Annotated in this window: 16 protein-coding genes; all 16 read right to left on the bottom strand. The window is 33.5% G+C overall.

The annotated features are described in order from the left end of the window. Positions 1–11: 11 nt before the first annotated feature. A complete protein-coding gene (locus AA81_RS10820; protein WP_103898993.1) occupies positions 12–569 on the bottom strand; it encodes a nucleoside-triphosphatase in 558 nt (185 codons plus the stop codon). Continuing rightward, positions 562–1,560, bottom strand: a complete 999-nt coding sequence (locus AA81_RS14795) for a xanthine dehydrogenase family protein molybdopterin-binding subunit (RefSeq protein WP_103898992.1) — start codon at positions 1,558–1,560, stop codon at positions 562–564. The genes AA81_RS10820 and AA81_RS14795 overlap by 8 nt, the downstream gene beginning before the upstream one ends. Beyond that, positions 1,544–2,833, bottom strand: a complete 1,290-nt coding sequence (locus tag AA81_RS14790; RefSeq protein WP_103898991.1) for a xanthine dehydrogenase family protein molybdopterin-binding subunit — start codon at positions 2,831–2,833, stop codon at positions 1,544–1,546. Before AA81_RS14790 ends, AA81_RS14795 begins: the two co-directional genes overlap by 17 nt. Then, on the bottom strand, positions 2,820–3,314 hold the full coding sequence (locus AA81_RS10805) for a (2Fe-2S)-binding protein (protein ID WP_103898990.1): 495 nt from the start codon (positions 3,312–3,314) through the stop codon (positions 2,820–2,822). Before AA81_RS10805 ends, AA81_RS14790 begins: the two co-directional genes overlap by 14 nt. Continuing rightward, positions 3,311–4,228 (bottom strand): FAD binding domain-containing protein, encoded by a 918-nt coding sequence (locus tag AA81_RS10800; protein WP_103898989.1) that lies wholly within the window; start codon positions 4,226–4,228, stop codon positions 3,311–3,313. Before AA81_RS10800 ends, AA81_RS10805 begins: the two co-directional genes overlap by 4 nt. Then, positions 4,170–5,498 carry a putative aminohydrolase SsnA gene (ssnA, locus tag AA81_RS10795; RefSeq protein ID WP_103898988.1) on the bottom strand — a complete coding sequence of 443 codons (1,329 nt, stop codon included), beginning with the start codon at positions 5,496–5,498 and terminating at the stop codon, positions 4,170–4,172. Before ssnA ends, AA81_RS10800 begins: the two co-directional genes overlap by 59 nt. Before the next feature lie 11 nt (positions 5,499–5,509). Continuing rightward, entirely contained in the window at positions 5,510–6,874 is a 1,365-nt protein-coding gene (locus AA81_RS10790) for an 8-oxoguanine deaminase (protein WP_103898987.1), read from the bottom strand. An 11-nt stretch (positions 6,875–6,885) separates the two neighbouring features. Beyond that, a complete protein-coding gene (locus tag AA81_RS10785) occupies positions 6,886–7,356 on the bottom strand; it encodes a (2Fe-2S)-binding protein (protein ID WP_103898986.1) in 471 nt (156 codons plus the stop codon). Positions 7,357–7,370: 14 nt separating this feature from the next. After that, positions 7,371–8,240, bottom strand: a complete 870-nt coding sequence (locus AA81_RS10780; protein WP_103898985.1) for an FAD binding domain-containing protein — start codon at positions 8,238–8,240, stop codon at positions 7,371–7,373. Continuing rightward, positions 8,237–10,501: a xanthine dehydrogenase family protein molybdopterin-binding subunit gene (locus tag AA81_RS10775; RefSeq protein ID WP_281256301.1), complete on the bottom strand. Its 2,265-nt coding sequence runs from the start codon at positions 10,499–10,501 to the stop codon at positions 8,237–8,239. Before AA81_RS10775 ends, AA81_RS10780 begins: the two co-directional genes overlap by 4 nt. A gap of 46 nt (positions 10,502–10,547) precedes the next feature. Then, positions 10,548–11,558, bottom strand: a complete 1,011-nt coding sequence (locus AA81_RS10770; RefSeq protein ID WP_103898983.1) for an ornithine carbamoyltransferase — start codon at positions 11,556–11,558, stop codon at positions 10,548–10,550. Positions 11,559–11,594: 36 nt separating this feature from the next. Next, positions 11,595–12,950 (bottom strand): dihydropyrimidinase, encoded by a 1,356-nt coding sequence (hydA, locus tag AA81_RS10765; RefSeq protein ID WP_103898982.1) that lies wholly within the window; start codon positions 12,948–12,950, stop codon positions 11,595–11,597. A gap of 25 nt (positions 12,951–12,975) precedes the next feature. Then, the gene (locus tag AA81_RS10760; protein WP_169999751.1) at positions 12,976–14,178 is read right to left on the bottom strand and encodes a YgeY family selenium metabolism-linked hydrolase; all 1,203 of its coding nucleotides are present in this window, start codon (positions 14,176–14,178) and stop codon (positions 12,976–12,978) included. 65 nt (positions 14,179–14,243) lie between these two features. After that, on the bottom strand, positions 14,244–15,488 hold the full coding sequence (locus AA81_RS10755) for a threonine synthase (protein ID WP_169999749.1): 1,245 nt from the start codon (positions 15,486–15,488) through the stop codon (positions 14,244–14,246). Continuing rightward, entirely contained in the window at positions 15,485–16,963 is a 1,479-nt protein-coding gene (locus tag AA81_RS10750) for a pyridoxal-phosphate dependent enzyme (protein WP_103898979.1), read from the bottom strand. The genes AA81_RS10755 and AA81_RS10750 overlap by 4 nt, the downstream gene beginning before the upstream one ends. 295 nt (positions 16,964–17,258) lie before the next feature. Further along, on the bottom strand, positions 17,259–17,453 hold the full coding sequence (locus tag AA81_RS10745; protein ID WP_103898978.1) for a hypothetical protein: 195 nt from the start codon (positions 17,451–17,453) through the stop codon (positions 17,259–17,261). Between the last annotated feature and the right edge of the window lie 437 nt (positions 17,454–17,890).

Here is a 17,890-nt window from a genome sequence, read left to right as displayed (position 1 = left end):
CAATCACTTCCTCAAAAAGATTTTTGATAACTTATTAAATTTTTAACTAAATTATATATATCTTCATATTTGTTCTCTCTATTCTCTTGGGTAATTTTAAAAATTTCTACATCTGTTCTATTACGAATTTTATCAAGAAACTCATTTGATTCATCTTTTATGACACCTAAAACAGGAATTTTAGAATCTAATAGAGAATACACCTTTTTTTGAAATTCAAAAGCATTCAATTCAAATCTACCTAATTCGTCCATTATAATAATGTCAACAAAATTTGATGGAGAAAGTAATCTCACACCAACTTCTTCAAAGGCTTTTGTATTAACTATCCACTTAGAATAATTCTCTTTTCGAAATGCGAATCTATTCTCTTCAGATAAATTTAAAACAATTTTTTCATCGATTAAATAACTACCTTCGATTAGATAAAAAGCATTCCAATTAAATATTTCTCCCTCTTTATAAACCGTAAAGCCTCCGATTTTCGGTTTCAATTTCTTTAAAACCTTTTTTATAATGGTTGTTTTTCCAACTCCGATTCTACCAGTTAAAAATATATTGTTAATCACAGTTTTCTTTTTCCTTTAAAGCAGCGATAATTTTTTCAGGAGTTATAGGTAATTCATAAAACCTTACTCCTATTGCGTTATAAATTGCATCCGCTATCGCTGGAGATGCAGCAATGGTTGTTGGTTCGCCTATACCTTTAGCTCCAAAAGGGCCAATTGAATCTTCGTTTTCAACTAAAATAGAGTGAAATTTTGGAACATCCAGTGAAGTTGGAACAAGGTAACCAGTCATATTAGGGTTTAGTGTTATACCTTCTTTTATCACCGTTTCTTCCATAAGGGCCATACCTATACCTTGAGCTGTGCCACCTTCTATTTGGCCTTCTACGTTGATTGGATTTATTGCTTTACCACAATCAAGAGCGGTATAAACATCTTTCACTTCGACAACTCCTGTAACAGTGTCAACTTCAACGTCTATAATTTGGGTCATAAAAGTATATGCAACATACAACAAATCAGATTGTCCATTTTCAGGATTAGGTGCATATGTGGGTGGGAAATATGTAGCCTCGCCTTTTAAGCTTTCACCTTTATTTTCAACTAACTTTTTAAGCTCCCATATGCTGATTTTTTTATCTGGATTTTCATTTAAAAAAACTGTTCCATCTTTAATCCCTAATTCAGGATAATTACTTTTAAACTCTAAACTTGTATAATAATATATTTTTCCAAGCAAATCTTCACTGGCCATTTTTACAGCATTTCCACTAAAAGTTGTTTGACGTGTTGCTGATGTGGAACCAGAATTTTTAGTTTTATGAGTGTCTCCTTGAATTACTTTTACTTTATTTATATCTACTTTCAAAACTTCAGCTGCTACTTGAGTAATAACAGTAAGCACTCCCTGTCCAACATCGGCAGCGGCAGTTTTAACTAAAATCTTTTCATCATCAGTTAACTCTATACTTGCATGAGAGTAATCAGGAAATCCTTCACCATATCCATAACCAAACATTATAGTCGCCATGCCTCTACCTTTTTTCTTCATACAAAACACCTTCTTTTTCTTTGGAGAGTTTTGCAGCTTCTTCGATCGTTTTAACAACGTTAACACTTTGGATTAATTTTTGACCGTTAGGTGTCGTAGAGCCAATTCTATATGCATTCTTTAATCTAAGTTCAACTGGATCCATGCGTAATTCTTCAGCAAGGATATTCATTTGAGATTCATAAGCAAATGCCAATTGAGTTGTTCCAAAGCCTCTCATAGCTCCACCATAGGTGTTATTTGTATAAACAGTGTAAGCAACACCCTTTACGTTTGGAACGTCGTAAGGCCCTGTACAATGGTACATTCCTTTGTGAACTACGGCAGGTCCACTTGATGCATAAGCGCCTGTATCTCCAACAACTTCAACTTTCCAAGCTTTTAACTTCCCATCTTTGGTTGCACCAGTTTTTGCTTTAATATATATTGGGTGTCTTTTTGACTGAGCTGTCATCGACTCTTCTCTTGTGTAAGTCAATTTAACAGGTCTTTTAGTTACCATTGCAGCTAAGGCCAAATGAATATGAACAGATATGTCTTCTTTTCTTCCAAAAGCTCCACCAATTACTGGTTGGATAAGTCTTATTTTTTCTTTTGGTAAATTAAGTGATTGAGCAATATCTGCTTGGCTATCATGAAGCCACTGAGTCGCAGCCCAGATAGTAACAACCCCATTCTTCTCATCATACATGGCAACTCCTGATTCTACCTGCAGTGGCAGCTGATCTATATGCTGAGTTTTATACTCTTTTTCTATTACTACATCAGATTCTTTGAATCCTTTTTCGATGTCTCCTTTGTTTAAATAATGAGTAAGCAATATATTTCCTTCTTCATGAATTTTTGGGGCATCGCTTTCCATCGCTCTAAAGGGATTTGAGATCACTTCTAACTCTTTTACTTCAACCTTTATCAATTTTACAGCTCTATTAGCAATTTCTTTACTTTTAGCAATTACTATTGCAAGGGCATCACCCATGAACCTCATTTTCTCGCCTATTCCAACTAAAACAGGTTGATCTTTTACAATCAATCCAAATTTGTTTAAATTAGGAAAATCTTTTTTTGTAATTACTTTTACAACTCCTGGTAGAGCTTCTGCCCTACTAACATCTAATTTTTGAAGAATTGCATGGGGATGAGTCGCCCTTTTGACTTTTACATAAAGCATATCTTCAAAATATATATCATCAGGATAAAGGGCTTTTCCTGTAACTTTATCTTGCGCATCTACCTTAAAAACGTTCTCACCTACATACTTATTTGGCTTCAACTTTCTCACCTCTTTTAATCTTTTCTAACTTTTTAGAGGCTAATTTCACTGCGTCTATAATCTTTTGATATCCTGTACATCTACATATATTTCCTGAAAGTCCCCTTCTGATCTCTTCATCGGTAGGATTAGGATTCTCTTCTAACAACTTTTTAGTTGAAATGATGAACCCTGGAGTACAGAATCCGCATTGAACTGCGCCGGTTTCGATATACGCTTCTTGAATGGGATCAATCTTATCTTCAAATCCTAATCCTTCAATTGTTATAATTTCTGCTCCATCAGCTTGATAAGCTAAAACTAAACAGGAAGTAACTAGTTCACCATTCATTATAACTGTGCAAGCCCCGCATTCTCCTTTTCCACAACCTTCTTTAGTCCCAGTTAGCTTTAGATCATCTCTTAACAAATCTAACAAACGGGTAGTCGAACTTACTTCAGGATTTCTTACTTCTCCATTTACAGTTATGGATATTTTCAACCTACCCTCACCATCCTTTCTATTTCTTCCAAAGCATTGATAGTAATTCTTTTTGCTACTTCACGTCGATACTCTTTAGTACCTCTAATATCATCAATAGGGGAAATGTTTTCTGAAACCATTCTTCCAATATTTTCATACTCTATGTCGCTTAATTTCTTATTCAACATTATCTTCTCAATCTGTTTTATAGAAATAGGAGTTGGGGCAACTGAACCAAGGCAACATCGAACTTTTTCTATTCTGTTTTCATTGTCAAAGGAAATTACAAAAGCAAGAGTAATACTTGAAATAATTAAAGCCTTTCTTTTTCCAACTTTAATCCATTTTCCATAGCTATTTTTCTTAGGAATAGGGATAATAATTTTGTAAAGTATCTCATCATTTTGAAGAACGTTTCTTTTTGGACCAACGAAAAAATCTTCAGCGGTTATGTCTCTTGTATTGTTTTTAGAAACCAATCTAAAAATAGCATCATAAGCAATAAGTGGAGCCAATAAGTCTCCCGCAGGAGAAGAAGTGCAAATATTGCCACCAATAGTTCCACGATTTCTGATTTGGGGTGAACCTACATCCCAAGCAGCTGCATTTAAAACGGGTAAGTATTCTCTAATTGTATCGGATTTTTCAATTTGAGCATGTGTAACAAGTGAGCCAACTTCTATAACGTCATTCTTTACTTCTATTTTTTTCATCTGTTCAATATTTTTAAGGTCAAGCCATCGTTCAATTTCGTACAACTTATCAAAATATTCTACAAGAATATCTGTTCCACCTGCTATAATTCTAATATCTGAACCATATTCGCTAAGTAATTCTACTGCATCTTGAATGTTGCTGGGGGAAAAGTATTCTTTAAAATCTTTTCCAGAAGTCTCTTGCTTGTTTTTGAGTTTTTCTTCGTAATTGTTCATAATCTAAAAAAGTCACCTCCCGATTATCCATAAGTATTTTCCCATCAACGAGAACTGTTTGTACCATAGACCCATTCATTCCAAATAAAATATGGGCAAAGACATTTTCTTTTTCAATTGGTGTTGGAGAAGAATAATCAACAACTATTAAATCTGCAGGTAATCCTTTTTCAATTGAACCTAATTTTTTGTCAAAAAACCTGCTTGCTATCTTTTTATTATTAATAAAAGCCATATCGTAAACTTCGTTCCATCCAACTCTTGGATCTTTTGATTCATGTTTATATAGTAAATTCGCCATTTTTATACTCTCAAACATATCGTGTGTATATGCATCTGTTCCTAAACCTGTAACGATATTATTTTCAATAAAGCTTTTAATGGGCGAGGCTCCTACAGCGTTGTTCATATTTGATTCAGGGTTATGAATTAAATATGAACCGCTTCTTTTTAAGGCATCAATTTCTTCTTTTTGTATGTGAACCCCATGAACGAGCAAAGATCCGGGATTTAAGATATTAAATCTATTTAATCTATCTATTACTCCGTTGTACCCTCTTTTTACACTGTCTTGGTAATCTTGAATCCCTTCTGCAACATGAACGTGAATAGGAATGTTCAATTCTTGAGATAATTCAGAAACTGTTTTAAGTGTTTCGTCCTCTAAAGTAAAAGAAGCATGTAATCCTATCAGACCCTTTAAATGACTGTTTTTAATAAGTTGTACTTTTCTTATGAACCTTTCATTTTCTTTAATTGCAGCTTGTGATTTTTCTTTACCATGTCTATCTGATATTTCATATGATAAATTAGCTCTAATTCCACATCTTTTAACAGCATCTGCAATAATATCTAAACTTCCATCGATATAGTTATAACTAGCATGATGGTCGAAAATAGTTGTCACACCATTTCTGATACATTCGCATATAGCAAAAAGAGCACTATAATATATATCTTTTTCATTTAAAGTATTATCCAAACGCCACCACAATTTTTTTAAAATTTCCACAAAATTTGATGGTGGTTTATCTTTTAAATCCATACCTCTGGCAAATGTGCTGTATAAATGCGTGTGAGTATTTATTAGTCCTGGCATTACTATCTTATTCTTAACATTCTTAAAAACAGCATCAGGGTATTTCATTTCTAACTCTTCAGTATTCCCAATGTCTTTGATCGTTCCATTTTCGATAAAAATTGCTCCATCTTCGATAATTGTCATATTCTCATCAAAAGTTAAAATCTTAGCGTTGGTTAAAAGCAGCATTAAAGACCTCCTTATTCAACCATAGCTTTTGATATTCGGTTTGCTTCTTCGATTATCTTTCTTTCATCTACATTAACAAGTTGTCCTTGTTTAACTACAATTTCACCGTTAACTATGGTTATGTCTACGATCTGCGTATCTCCTGTGTTAATTAAAAGAGAAATAGGGTCGTAAAGTCCTCCAGTGTATCCTAGTCTGTTACAATTAACTAAAAATAAATCAGCAGCTTTTCCTTCTTCTAAACTACCCAATTCGGGTTGGTTAATTAATTGGCTTCCTCCCACTGTTGCCATGTACAAAATATCTTCGGCAGTTATACTTTTAATCCCGTGTATCAAACGATTCATCAAAAAACCAATTTTCATCTCTAAAATCATATTTGATGAATCATTACTAGCACTTCCATCAACTGCGAGCCCTAATCTAACGCCTTTATTTAACATATAAGGAATTTTAGCAGCTCCTGAAGCTAATTTTTGATTTGAAACAGGGCAATGTGCTACTCCAGTTTTTGTTGAAGCAAGTTTATCTATTTCTTTCTCGGTGAAATGAACACCGTGTGCATACCAAACATCTGGTCCTGTCCATCCTAAACTTTCCATATATTCAAGAGGTCGCAAGCCAAATTTATCTAAACAGAATCGCTCTTCATCTTTAGTTTCAGCTAAATGCGTATGACTGGAAACGTTGTAGTGGCGAGCTAATTTTATTGATTCCTCAAGCAACTCTTTGGTTACTGAAAAAGGAGAACAGGGGGCAAGAATCACTCTATTCATAGAATAAACAGAAGGATCATGGAATTTTTCTATCACTCTTTGAGAATCTTCTAAAATTTCTCTCTCAGTTTGAACTACCGAGTCAGGAGGTAGTCCACCGCCTTTTTCACTCAAAGACATACTCCCTCTACTCGCATGCAATCTTATTCCTATATCTTTGGCTGCTTTAAATTCATTGTCTAGCAAATCAGGCGGTTGATCTTTTGGAAAAACGTAAAAATGGTCGACAGAGGTAGTACATCCAGTTTTCAAAAGCTCTCCTGCAGCAACAAGTGTACTATAATAAACTGCCTGGGGAGATACTTTCGCCCATATTGGATACAAAAACTTTAACCAATCAAATAGCTCAACATTTTGAACTTGAGGAATATTCCTAGTTAAAGTTTGATAAAAATGGTGGTGCGTATTGATTAATCCGGGGTAAACATAACTGTTTGAACCGTCAATTATTTCATCCAATTTTTCATCACTTATATCTATATCCTTACCTATTTTCTCTATTTTATTTCCTTTTATAAGTATAGAATATCCTTTTAATATTTCTCTATTTTCATTCATCGTAACGATACTTTTTACATTCTTTATTAAAATATTAGACATATAATCACCTACTACTTAGTTTTTTCGCTGACACTTTCAATAGCTTGTATAATTTGTTCATAACCAGTACATCTACACAAATTACCTTCTATAGCTGTTTTAATTTCTTCTCTTGTAGGATTGGGATTCTTATTTAATAGAGCCTTTGACGACATAAGAATACCAGGGGTACAAAAGCCACACTGTATAGCTTGGTGGTCTATAAAAGCTTGCTGAAGGGGATCCAATAGTCCGTCTTTTTCTAAACTTTCTGTGGTATACACCTCATCTCCATCGAGTTGAGCAGTTAATACTAAACAAGAATGAACAGCTTCGCCATTAAGTATTACAGTGCAAGCCCCACATTCTCCAACATCACAACCTTCTTTGACACTTTTTAATTTTAGCTGATCTCTTAAAGTATCTAAAAGTCTTTCTTTTGGTGTTACTTCAAGAACCTCTTTTTTCCCATTAACATAAAAAGTAACGCTAATTTTATTCATTGAATCTTCCTCCTCTAATTGTTAAACACAGCGAATATGCTTTCCATTCCACGTTTAAACAGAGCTTCCAAGGCAGGTTTTTTATAAGGAGTAGACCATCTCTCACCTGTAATTGAAATCATTTCTTCAGATATCTTAGGTGTAATCTTTTCTATAATTATTTGATCAATTCTTTTACCTGTTATTTCTTGTTCTAAATTAGTAAATCTTACTGGATATGGAGTAGCTGAACCAGGTACTATTCTAATATCCTCGATTATATTTTGTTTTACTTTTGCAAGAATCGCTAAGTTAAGCCTTGCAATGTTTACAGCTCTTCTCCTTCCTATCTTCAAAAAAACACCAAAATATTCTTTATCAATCTTTGGGATTATTATTTTTGTAATTAATTCATCGGGATTTTGAGATGTTTTATAAGGTCCAATTATATACTTTTCTAAAGGAACAAAGCGCTTCCCTTCAACAGAACTCAATTCTAATTGAGTTTCTAAAGCTATTAAAGGAGGAACGAGATCTGCAGCTGGCGAAGCGTTAGAGATATTGCCTCCCACAGTTCCTCTGTTTCTAATTTGTGGAGAACCAATTGTTTTGGCTGCAGTAACCAAAAACGGATACAGATTACTTATTAATTCTGATTCTATTAACATTGTATGTGTGCATAACGGCCCTATTTCTACTGTTTGGTTAGTTTCTTCTATATATTTTAATTCTTTAATATTAGAAATATCCAAGATATAGTTAAACTCACCTAATCGTTTACTTTTCTTATGAATATCTACAAGTATGTCTGTACCTCCAGCTAATAACTTAACGTTTTTATAACTATCTAATATTTTTAAAGCATTTCCTAAATACTCTGCTTTCAAAAATTCGTATTCAATCATTTTTTCTTCCTTCCTTTTTTAAGAGAGCGGCCAATGAGAACTTTTTCTAAATTCAAAGGCAGTGATCTAATTCTTCTACCAATAGCTTGTGCTACTGCGTTAGAGATAGCAGCTGCTCCTAACTCTAAAGTTGGCTCTCCAATGGATTTCGCGCCGTATGGTCCAACGGGATCAGGATTTTCAACAATTATAGGATATATATTTGGCATATCTTTAGCGTTGGGAATCAAATATTCATCAAAATTTGTATTGTTAATATAACCTTCTTCTATATCTACTTCTTCCATAATTCCGTACCCTAAACTCATCATAATTCCGCCATAAATTTGCCCTAAAACACCTGCAGGATTTATAGCTCTTCCTACATCATGAGCTGCAACCATATTTAGAACCTTAATCTCACCAGTTCCTGTATCTACTTCTACCTCCGCTATTTGGCACCCATAAACATAAGTAAAATAAGGTTTTCCTTGCCCAGATTTTTCATCCCAGCTAATTTGAGGAGATTTGTACCAACCGTAAGTAGAGAGAAAAACACCTGAGTTATAAGCTTGAGTAGCAGCTTCACCGAAAGAAATTAATTTTTCTCCGTCTGGAAGATAAATGTTGTTATCTCTAAAAAATAATTCCGAACAAGACAAGTTATGTTTTTCAATTAAAAATTCTGTTAGTTTTTTCTTTAATCTTTTTGCTGCGTCGATTGTTGCATTTCCTCCTACCAAAGTAGCTCTAGATGCAACAGTAGAACCGCTATCCGGAGAAATTAAAGTATCGACTATTAAGAAATTTATCTTATCAATGTTAATTCCTAACTCTTCAGATATGATCTGAGTATAGGCGGTTTTCAAACCTTGCCCATTTTCAGCCAATCCACTATAAAAATAAACTGAACCATCTTTTTGAATAGATAAAACAACGCCTGCAGCATCTACAGCTTCTGCCCCCAAACTAACTCCTCGATAACTAACGGCCATGCCTATTCCTTTTCTTTTATCACTATTTTGTTCGTTACTATATTTATTGTATTTATTCATGAAATCAATTTTAGCAGATGCTTTTTTAATAACCTCTTCAAGACTCACCTTATGATTATTAAGCAATTGTCCACTTGCAGTAATAGAATTATCTCTAAATATGTTTTTTAATCTGAACTCTAAAGGATTCATTCCTAACTCTTTTGCTAATTCGTCCATAAGAGATTCCTGGGCAAATATAACTTGTGGTGAACCATAACCACGCATAGCTCCAGTATAAACATTATTTGTATAATATCCATAAGTATCAGTTTTCACATTAGGAATCTCGTAAGGTCCTGTTGCCTGAACAACTGATCTCCATGTCACAAATGGGGTCTGACATGCGTAACCACCACTATCTGCAACAGCTTCTATCTCCATTGCTTTTATTTTCCCCTCTTTTGTGACACCTACTTTGTATTTCATTTTGTAAGGATGTCTTTTATAACTCTCAATTATAGAATCTTCCCTAGAATTCTTTAATTTAACTGGTCTATTAGTTTTTAAAGCCAAAACTGCGGCTCGAGCAGCCATTGAAGAGATAACTTCATCTTTCCCTCCAAAAGAACCTCCAATATGATTTTGGATCACTCTAACCTGGTTATAACCAACTTTCAACACAGCCGCAACTGCATTTCTACATGCAAAAGGATTTTGTACTGAACCATATATAGTGACTAAACTATTGTTTTCATAAGGCACAGCTATTACAACCTCTGGTTCTAAGTAAGCATGTTCGATAAATTGTGTTTCATATTCCCTTTCAAGAATAATATCAGAATTATTAAAACCTTCTTCCACGTTACCTTTTCTCAACTTATGATGCACAACTTCATTACTACTCTTCTCGGGGTGTATGGGAGCTGTGTTTCTAGCTTCTAATTGATCAAAGACCCCAGGAAGTTCTTCATACTCAACCTCAATATGTTCTACTGCTTTTTCAGCTGCTTCTATGCTTTCAGCTGCAACTGCAGCTATTCCATCTCCTATGTAAAACACCCTATCTTGAGCAAAAACTTGTTGATCTGGTACTATAACTCCGAATCTATTATTTGGGACATCCTTTGCTGTAATAACTGACTTAACTCCAGCTACTTCCCAAGCCTTATCAACATTAATGTTAAGAATTTTAGCAGATGGATATTTAGTCCTTAGTACTTTAGCATAGAGCATATTAGCAAACTCCAAATCATCTGCAAATTTTGCTTTTCCAGTGACCTTTTCGTAAGCATCGACTCTTTTAATTGGTTTATTAACGAATTTAAAAATAATTAATCACCTCCACTATAAACTACGGTCTTCCCCCCATTGTTAAAGCCATAATTGCTTTAGCAGTATGTAACCGATTTTCAGCTTCATCATATATAATAGAATGAGGACCATCTATAACAGAATCTGTTACTTCTTTTCCCCTATCAGCGGGCATAGCATGCATATATAAAACGTTTTTATCAGCAAGTGTCATTCTTCTTTCATCACAAATCCAATCTTTATACTTTTCTAGATTTGCTTTCATTGCCTTTTTGCCTTCTTCTGAATCAGGATCTTCGACCCCTAAAAATCCTCCCCAATTTTTTGGAATAACTATTTGAGCCCCTTCAAACGCTTCATCCATATCGTTTGTAAATTTAATACTACCATTGTACTTTTCAGCGTTTTCTTTAGCTTGCTCAATAATTTCTGGCATTAAAGGGAATTCTTTTGGATGAGCTATAGTAACATCCATGCCATATCTAGTAAAGAGAAGTGCTTGAGTTTGTGGGACTGAAAGTGGTTTAGCATGAGAAGTAGCATAAGCCCAAGATACAGTTACTTTAACGTTTTGAAGGTTATCTCCGACTTTTTCTTTTATGGTGAATAGGTCAGCTAATCCTTGTAAAGGATGATAAATATCATCTTGGAGACTAATAACGGGCACATCTGCATACTTTGCTACATCTCTTAAATATTTATTTCCGATGCCAAAGAAACAATTTCTAATAGCTATACCATGGCCAAATCTACTTAAAACAATTGCAGTATCTTTAGCAGACTCACCATGTGAAAGTTGCATTTTATCGGGTGTGAGATCGTGGGCGTGACCACCTAACTGGGTTATACCAGCTTCAATAGAATTACGCGTCCTTGTTGATTGTTCGAAGAAAAGCATGAATACAGTTTTTGCTCTTAATAAATGATCTGTTACTTCACCCATTGCAAATCTCTTTTTAAGTTCCTTAGAAACTTCAAACACAGTTTCTAATTCTTCTCTACTCCAATCTTGTGTTGAAATGAAATCTTTACCTCTAAATAATGTATTCATAGTCCATTCCTCCGATATATATAATTTTATAACTTCTCAAAATTCTGCTTTTACAAACTTTCCATACCCTTTTTCACCAACAAACTCTCTATCTTTTACTATTACTTTTCCTCTTAAAATCGTAGTTACGGGCATACCTTCGACCTCGAATCCGTTAAAAGGATTGTAACCGGCATTAGAATGGGCATTTTTATCGTTTAATATTTCTTTGATACTGGGATCAAATATAATCAAATCTGCATCTGAACCCTTTTCTATCACACCTTTTTTAGGAAAAAGTTTGAATATCTTTGCAGGGTTTGTTGATAAAAGTTCAACCATCTTATTTATTGAAAAAAGACCATTTTTTACTCCATATGTATAAACCAATGGAAGAAGTGTTTCAACTCCGGGTATACCCGGGAAAATATCCAGTGAATCTGTTCCCATTAATTTTTGCTTTTTACTATATGCACAATGATCTGTTGCTACAACATCAATAACATTTTCTCTAATGCCTTGCCAAAGAGCTTCGTTATCCTCTTTTTCTCTCAAAGGGGGAGTCATCAAATACAACCGTCCATCTGAACCTTTTAACTTATCTTTAGTTAATAAAAGATAATGAGGAGTAGTTTCTACTAACAAATCAAAATCTTTGCTTTTAAAAGCTTTTACTGTTTCATATCCTTCTTTTGAAGAAAGATGTACTATATATATAGTTGCTTTAACCTTTTTTGCAATTTCACACACCTTCCTTATAGCTTCAGCTTCTGCTATAGAAGGCCTAATATCAGGATGGTATTGAACTCCTAACTTCTTTTCTTTTTTGAACTCTTCAACATTTCTTTGAATTATTTCGTCATCTTCACAATGTATTGCTACGATTAATTCGTTTTCTTTGGCTTTTATAAAAAGAGGTTCCCATTTATCTTCAGAAATCATATACAACCCTTTGTACGTTGTGAAAGCCTTTAAACTAGATATTCCAAAATCTTTGATCTCCTGTAACTGAGCATCATCTTTAATAGGATTGAATTTGTCGTCTATTACTATGTGAAAATGAAAATCTATAACAGAATTAACAGTTTCTTCCAATCTACTTTCTAGACCTTTCATCAAAGAACCATCTTCAATATCGGCAAAATCGATATGAGTAGTAACGCCTCCTAGTGAAGCTGATACTCCTCCAGAATAAAAATCATCTATGCTTGTTGTTCCTCTGGAATGGAGGCTAAAGTGAGTATGACTATCTATTACACCAGGTATCACATATTTACCCTTTGCATCAATAACCTCTTCATCTAAAAAAGGAGATAAATTATAATTAATTTCTACTATCTTTTCAGCCTTAATTCTTATATCCTTTTGCTCACAATTTTTTGAGGTTACGACTATTCCGTTTTTAATAAGCAAAAATCATACCCTCTTTCTAATATTTTTATGAAAAATTCTGTACATATAATTTTGGAATTGTTGCATACATAGCAGTTGCTTTGACTAGTTCGCTTTTCCAAGTTTTTTCATTTGGGGCATGAGCTTGATCTTCATGTCCGGGCCCAAATCCAACACAAGGTATACCATATCTTCCCATAATTGAAACGGCATTTGTAGAAAAAGTCCATTTATCAACTAAAGGATTCTCATCAAATAAATTCCCATAAGCTTTTACTAATGTTTGACAAGCTGGATGATCCTCTTCCAAAACCCATGCTGGAAAGTATGACTCAGTTGGATATATTAAACCCGTGTAAGAAGGCTTTTCATAAGTATATAATTCTACATCCGCATTATATCCTTTTGAAGAAGGCAGATTTTTAATCTCTTCTATTGCACCTTGCCAACTTTCTCCCCAAGTTAATCTTCTATCTATTGATATTGAGCATCCATCTGCAACTGCGCATCTAGAAGGAGACGAAAAGAAAATCTCAGAGACTGTTAAACTACCTTTTCCCAAAAAATTGTCATTCTTTAAGCATGTATGTAAAACCTTTAATTCGTTAATAATATCAGCCATTTTATAAATGGCGTTATCTCCTCTTTCTGGAGCAGAACCGTGACAACTTACTCCGTGAGTAGAAACTTTAATTTCCATTCTTCCTCTTTGCCCACGATATATATTACAAGAAGTAGGCTCTGTAATAACTACAAATTCTGGTTTAATCTTATCTTCATTAATTATATATTGCCAACAAAGCCCATCACAATCTTCTTCTTGTACTGTACCTGTTACAAGTAAAGTATAATCATCTTCCAAACCTAAATCTTTTATGATTCTTGCTGCATAAACCATAGAAGCCATGCCACCCTCTTGGTCACTAGCACCTCTTCCAATGATAATTTCATCGTCTTCGTATCCTTTGTATGGATCGTATCGCCAAAGGTTAATATCCCCTATCCCCACAGTATCAATATGAGCATCCATAGCTATAAGGTGTTTCCCATGTCCTAAGTAACCTAGAATATTACCCATGGGATCAATCTCAACTTTATCAAAACCAACTTTTTCCATTTCTTCTTTAATTCTTAAAATAACATCTTTTTCTTTGCCGCTCTCACTCGGAATAGCGATCATATCTCTAAGAAACTTTGATATATCTTTTTTATAATCTTTTGCTTTCGCTAAAATTTCTTTATAATTCATTATTTGTATGTCTCCTTTTAGTTATGAAAATAAACACATCGTTCAAGTATTAAATAGAATAAAAATTAAAAATATTCATTTAATAAATTATATAATTCATTTATATTTGTACTAACTCTTAAAGGCTCTCCAACAGATTTCTGAGCATTTTTTATATCTTTTAAACCATTACCTGTAATTACCACACCAACAGATTCATAAGGTTTGATAATATCTTTTTCTACTGCTTGTTTTATTCCTGCAACGCCAGCTACACCTGCAGGTTCTCCAAAAATCCCAGTCTTTTTACCTAAAACTTTCATCATATTTAATATTTCATTATCACTAACGTTAACCATATCACCTTTGGATTGCTTCACAGCTTTAATTGCTTTGATATAATTTCTAGGCTTCCCAACAGCTATACTATCAGCTAAAGTATTTTCTTTTTCAACTATCAAATCATTCCCACTTTTGTAAGCTTTTGTAATAGGTGCACACCCTTCTGCTTGAACTCCTAACAATTTTGGAACTTTATCTATAAACCCTATCTGTTTTAAATCGTAAACTCCTTTCCATGCACCAGCAATAGTACAACCATCCCCCACCGAATAAACCAACCAATCAGGCATATTCCAATTCAACTGTTCAGCAAATTCTATCGAAGACGTTTTTTTACCTTCAACTAAATATGGATTTATAGCAGCATTTCTATTGTACCATCCCCATTTATTTATCGCCTCTTCTGATAAATAAAAAGTTTCTTCGTATGAACCTTTTACTGAAATAACTAATGCCCCGTATATTAAAAGTTGAGTAACTTTACCTATTGGAGCTCGTTCGGGAACAAATATCACAGCTCTCATTTCGTTCCCCATTGAAGCTATATTTCCTGCTAAGGAAGAAGCTGCGTTACCTGTAGAGGCACAGGCTACAACATTAATTCTCGCTTCCTGTGCCTTTACAACAGCTATAGATGACGCTCTATCTTTAAGAGATCCGGTAGGATTAAGCCCATCATCTTTTATATAAAGAGTAGATACTCCTAATTCTTTTGCCATCGCTTTGCTTTCATAAACTGGAGTATTTCCTACTCTCAAAGGAGGTTTAACACTATTAGGTTCTATAGGCAATAAAGGAGTGTAACGCCAAATGGTGGGATCATTGTTACTAGCTAAATCCTTTTTTGACCATTCTTTTTTAATTTTTTCATAATCGTACTGAACATCAAGAATACCTTTTTCTCCACAATTAGGACATAGATATTGAGTTGGAGAAGCTTCATAACTTTCTCCACAACTGATACAAACTAGATTTTTTACATACTTCAATTTATTTCCTCCAATAAGCCGGTCTTTTTATTAAACTCGTTAATAAGTTCATCAATCTTGTTTGCAGTTTCTCGCATGCCACCCCAATATTCATCAGCCTCATACCATTGTGCATTGAGCTCATTCAAATCTTTATTCTGTTGTTCTATCCAAGTATAGTATTTTAGATTATGAATTCTTTTCTTGTCGTAATAATTAAGCTCTTGCATATTATCTGTTTTAATACCAATTAGATGTTGGTAATAGTCAATAGCAGCTTGATGCTCGTCGTATTCGCCGTATTCTTCTCTCATTTCTTCTAATCTCGAACCATAAAGTTCCATTGAATCAGTAAAAACTGTCATTACAACATCGTGTTCTGTAAGTTCATAATATTTAGCAAATTTAATTGCTGAAAGAGTATTAGCAATTGAAGATATTCCAAGTAAGTTCAAATTTTCTACTACCTTTTCATCTATACCCTGAGCCTTTAAAAACTTTTTACCAGCAGGTTCGTTAAAAAGCCTTACCAAACTCATTGTATCTTCATCGTCTATAGCTATAACCATATCAGTATTTTTCACATTATGAATCCATGGAACATGTTTATCCCCAATTCCCTCAATTCTATGCGCTCCAAAACCATTGTTTAACAATGTAGGACATTGTAAAGCTTCCCCAACACCTAATTTGCTGTTTGGGAATACCTCTTTTAAATATTCTCCAGAACCTAATGTTCCAGAAGAACCTGAAGTAAAAACTGAACCTGCTAATCTATCTTTACTACTCATAATTTCATTTAAAACCTCTTCCATTGCATGACCAGTAACTTCATGGTGCCATAAACGATTCCCAATCTCATCAAACTGATTGAAAATAACTATTTCATCACCGTATTTTTCTTTTAATTCTTTACATTTATCAAAAATCTCCTTAACATTACTCTCACTACCTGGTGTACCTATAACCTCACCCGCTACTTTTTTAAGCCATTCAAATCTTTCTTTACTCATCCCTTTTGGTAATATTGCAATTGACTCACACGCTAAAAGATTAGCGTTGTATGCCCCTCCTCTACAATAATTACCGGTTGAAGGCCATACAGCCTTTTGGCTAGTAGGATCAAATTGTCCTGTAACTAACCTTGGAACCAAACATCCAAAAGTAGCTCCAACCTTATGAGCTCCAGTCGGAAACCATTTTCCCACCAAAGCTACTACACGAGCCTTAACTCCAGTCAACTCGGAAGGTAATTCAAAATAATTAACGTTTCCATATAACCCACCTTTTGAAACAGGTTCATTTTTCCAAGTTATTCTAAACAAATTTAAAGAATTAATATCCCACAAACCAACATCTTTTAATTTTGCCTTTATTTTATTGGGAATTAATTCTGGGTTTCTCATCTGTGAAAATGTAGGAATTATGATATTCTTTTCTTTAGCTCTTTCAATAACTTTTTCTAAACCTTCTTTTTTTACTGATAAATCAATCATACTTTTCCTCCAATCATATTGTAATAATGAAAAGAACAACTATATATTAACAACTAATATCCTTTATTAAATGATAATTATAGCACTTTCAAACTTAATTGTTAAATTTCTATTTATTACCTATTTCCCTTTTAAACAAGAATAATTCTGAATATTCGTCTCTAATCATTAATATTTCTATTTATTGATTTTTCTTTTTGTTTTTTGTTTCAGGCATCAACAAATTGAGAACTATTGCTGTTAATGCGCCTACGGTTATATTCGAGGAAAAAATAATTGCCAGCCATTTATGTCATCAACCTTCTATATTTACTTCTTCCTTCATTCTTTCATACACTTGCTCATTTTCTAATACTTCTTTCATTTTTAAATGTAAATTAGAAAGAAGATAAATATTTAAATATTTATAAATATATTGGATTGTTATTATTTCTTTACTATGAAGTGAAAAAGAACAATTGAATTTTCTATTTCTTTGTCCTTCTTCCATTTGTTTATCTGTAGGATAGAAAAAAACAGTTTAATTCTTTATAGATAAGAAAGAATTTCTTCTACAAAATCAGGAATATTTTTAGCTGACGTATGTTCCCATTTCTTTACTCTCATTCCATTCCTTCGCTCTCTCCTTCATTCCTTATAGGTAGGATAAAAAGACCAGTTATTTCATCTTGCAAACTATTTTCTTTATCTTTTTATTTTGGATAATCATTTTCATAATTCATGATAATAACTCCTTTTATGTCACTTTTCTTTTTTACATTCTGTTTTCTTTTATTAAACTATTTTGATTTATCTAGTATGCTCTATTTTTTGGGTTATCACTTTAATTTGTTATCTGTTTATAATTTAATTTTTAAAGGTCTTCCATATTTTGGATTTTTTCTAAAAATTTCTGTAGCTTTTCTATAATGCTATGGCTAACCGAAT

The organism is Petrotoga halophila DSM 16923 (assembly GCF_002924615.1).
The sequence above is the reverse complement of the archived record's forward strand: the minus strand, read 5'-3'. Positions and strand labels throughout refer to the sequence as shown.

Bases quoted from the DNA above. Each gene is read 5' to 3' on its own strand.
- AA81_RS10770 (WP_103898983.1), bottom strand. From the start codon at position 11,558: ATGAATACATTATTTAGAGGTAAAGATTTCATTTCAACACAAGATTGG.
- AA81_RS10750 (WP_103898979.1), bottom strand. From the start codon at position 16,963: ATGATTGATTTATCAGTAAAAAAAGAAGGTTTAGAAAAAGTTATTGAA.
- AA81_RS10760 (WP_169999751.1), bottom strand. From the start codon at position 14,178: ATGAATTATAAAGAAATTTTAGCGAAAGCAAAAGATTATAAAAAAGAT.
- AA81_RS10745 (WP_103898978.1), bottom strand. From the start codon at position 17,453: ATGGAAGAAGGACAAAGAAATAGAAAATTCAATTGTTCTTTTTCACTT.
- AA81_RS14795 (WP_103898992.1), bottom strand. From the start codon at position 1,560: ATGAAGAAAAAAGGTAGAGGCATGGCGACTATAATGTTTGGTTATGGA.
- AA81_RS10800 (WP_103898989.1), bottom strand. From the start codon at position 4,228: ATGAACAATTACGAAGAAAAACTCAAAAACAAGCAAGAGACTTCTGGA.
- AA81_RS10785 (WP_103898986.1), bottom strand. From the start codon at position 7,356: ATGAATAAAATTAGCGTTACTTTTTATGTTAATGGGAAAAAAGAGGTT.
- AA81_RS10790 (WP_103898987.1), bottom strand. From the start codon at position 6,874: ATGTCTAATATTTTAATAAAGAATGTAAAAAGTATCGTTACGATGAAT.
- AA81_RS10780 (WP_103898985.1), bottom strand. From the start codon at position 8,240: ATGATTGAATACGAATTTTTGAAAGCAGAGTATTTAGGAAATGCTTTA.
- ssnA (WP_103898988.1), bottom strand. From the start codon at position 5,498: ATGCTGCTTTTAACCAACGCTAAGATTTTAACTTTTGATGAGAATATG.